This window comes from Clostridium sp. D33t1_170424_F3 (assembly GCF_015667585.1).
In the GTDB taxonomy this organism is placed as follows: Bacteria; Bacillota; Clostridia; order Oscillospirales; family Acutalibacteraceae; genus Anaeromassilibacillus.
The window spans coordinates 1923-4422 of sequence record NZ_JADPEG010000035.1 but is presented as its reverse complement, the minus strand read 5'-3'; the positions used below and the strand labels follow the sequence as shown (position 1 = coordinate 4422).

The following is a 2500-nucleotide window of genomic DNA, read 5'->3' as shown; positions in this document are numbered from 1 at the left end:
ATTTCGCTACCTTAGGACCGTTATAGTTACGGCCGCCGTTTACTGGGGCTTCAATTCAATGCTTGCACATCTCCTCTTAACCTTCCAGCACCGGGCAGGTGTCAGCCCCTATACGTCATCTTTCGATTTGGCAGAGACCTGTGTTTTTGCTAAACAGTCGCCTGGGCCTATTCACTGCGGCCACGTCTCCGTGGCGTCCCTTATCCCTAAGTTACGGGACCAATTTGCCGAGTTCCTTAACTACCCTTCTCCCGTTGGCCTTAGAATTCTCTTCCCATCTACCTGTGTCGGTTTGCGGTACGGGCGCCTCAGATATACCATGAGCTTTTCTCGCCCCCGGTCCAGCATGCTTCCCTACTCTAATTTCGGTCCCTTACGCCCGGGGCTACCATCGCCCGGGTCATGCCTTTCCAGGGTGTCACTCATCTTAAATCTTTTGGCGGCTACGGAATATCCACCGTATGTGCATCGACTACGCCTTTCGGCCTCGCCTTAGCTCCCGGCTTACTTGGAGCGGACGAACCTTCCTCCAAAAACCTTAGATATTCGGCCAATATGATTCTCACACATTTCGCGCTACTCATTCCGGCATTCTCACTTGAACGAAGTCCACCACCGCTTCCGCTATGACTTCACCCCTCGTTCAACGCTCTCCTACCATTCCTTACGGAATCCCAAGCTTCGGTATACTGTTTAGCCCCGTTAAATTTTCGGCGCAGAGTCACTCGACCAGTGAGCTATTACGCACTCTTTTAATGAGTGGCTGCTTCTAAGCCAACATCCTGGTTGTCTGTGCAACTCCACATCCTTTTCCACTTAACAGTATTTGGGGACCTTAGCTGTGGGTCTGGGCTGTTTCCCTTTCGACAATGAAACTTATCTCACACTGTCTGACTCCCGTACATCAATTATCTGGCATTCTGAGTTTGATAGGTTTTGGTAACCTCTCGGCCCCTAGACCATTCAGTGCTTTACCTCCAGTAATCTAATACGAGGCTAGCCCTAAAGCTATTTCGGAGAGAACCAGCTATCTCCGGGTTCGATTGGAATTTCTCCGCTACCCACACCTCATCCGCTACCATTTCAACGGGAGTCGGTTCGGTCCTCCATGGAGTTTTACCTCCACTTCAACCTGGACATGGGTAGGTCACCCGGTTTCGGGTCGTGTACAACCGACTTCATTCGCCCTTTTCAGACTCGCTCTCGCTGCGGCTCCGGACCTGAAGTCCTTAACCTTGCCGGTTACACACACTCGCCGGACCATTCTACAAAAGGTACCCGATCACCCATTGACGGGCTCTCGGTGCTTGTAAGCACAAGGTTTCAGGTTCTTTTTCACTCCCCTTCCGGGGTCCTTTTCACCTTTCCTTCACAGTACTATACACTATCGGTCACTGAGTAGTATTTAGGCTTGGAGGGTGGTCCCCCCGTATTCCCACCGGGTTTCACGTGTCCGGCGGTACTCTGGATACAGCTAGCTGCTTTGATCTTTCGCATACGTGACTTTCACACTGTCCTGTTGGCTTTCCCACACCATTCTGCTAGATCGCTGCATACATGTTGCTGTCCTAACCCCAGAGGTATTGCTACCTCTGGTTTGGCCTCTTCCGCGTTCGCTCGCCACTACTAGCGGAATCTCGGTTGATTTCTCTTCCTCGCCCTACTTAGATGTTTCAGTTCAGGCGGTTCCCCACGTACACCTATGAATTCAGTGTACGTTGACTGGACATGACTCCAGCCGGATTGCTCCATTCGGAAATCCACGGATATAGTGCCCACTTACGGCTCCCCGTGGCTTATCGCAGTTAGTCGCGTCCTTCATCGGCTCTCAGTGCCAAGGCATTCCCCTTGCGCTCTTTGTAGCTTGACCATGTGTTTTTTCTTGGTTCTTTGAAATTGTAGATTTTACAAAAAATTGAAACTTTACAAAGTTCTTTTTCTCGTTCTATCTGCTTCTTTATTCAGTTTTCAATGTACGCGGACGTAGTCCGTTTCGCTCGCTTCGGTTTCCTCAGAAACCTCGCTCGGGCTCGTCGCCAAGCCTTTTGCTAAACGATCTATTCCATTTTTCACTTCCTGCCAGTTTCCTGGCTGGCCGTGCGTCCAGACTTAGTCTGGTGGTGGGCTTAAGTGGACTCGAACCACCGACCTCACGCTTATCAGGCGTGCGCTCTAACCGGCTGAGCTATAAGCCCATATTCTCCGGCTTGAGGCTATCCGGTTATTCTCTGCCACAATAGCCGTTTTTGCCTTTGTATTTTGGAACGTCTTTCCCTTGCTCTCTTTATCGGGAGCTTGTTCTTTCTGTCCCGCCTTACTCAGGCGCTTTTCACATCCCCGCTTTAGGGCGGGCCGTGTGTGCAGGTTCAACCTGCTGGTGGAGATAAACGGGATCGAACCGTTGACCTCCTGCTTGCAAAGCAGGCGCTCTCCCAGCTGAGCTATACCCCCAAGTATTTGGTTGTTCACTCAGGTGTTCTAACCTTCGTTTATTCCCTCT

At 51.0% G+C, this 2500-nt stretch carries 2 tRNA genes and 1 rRNA gene (1 of these 3 running past the window's edge); all 3 read right to left on the bottom strand.

Annotated features, from left to right (window positions below):
* A 23S ribosomal RNA gene (locus I4V53_RS13795) occupies window positions 1-1870 on the bottom strand; it reaches 963 nt to the left of the window's first position.
* 248 nt (window positions 1871-2118) lie between these two features.
* A tRNA-Ile gene (locus I4V53_RS13790) sits at window positions 2119-2195 on the bottom strand.
* Window positions 2196-2375: 180 nt separating this feature from the next.
* Window positions 2376-2451 (bottom strand) — tRNA-Ala (locus I4V53_RS13785).
* Window positions 2452-2500 lie beyond the last annotated feature (49 nt).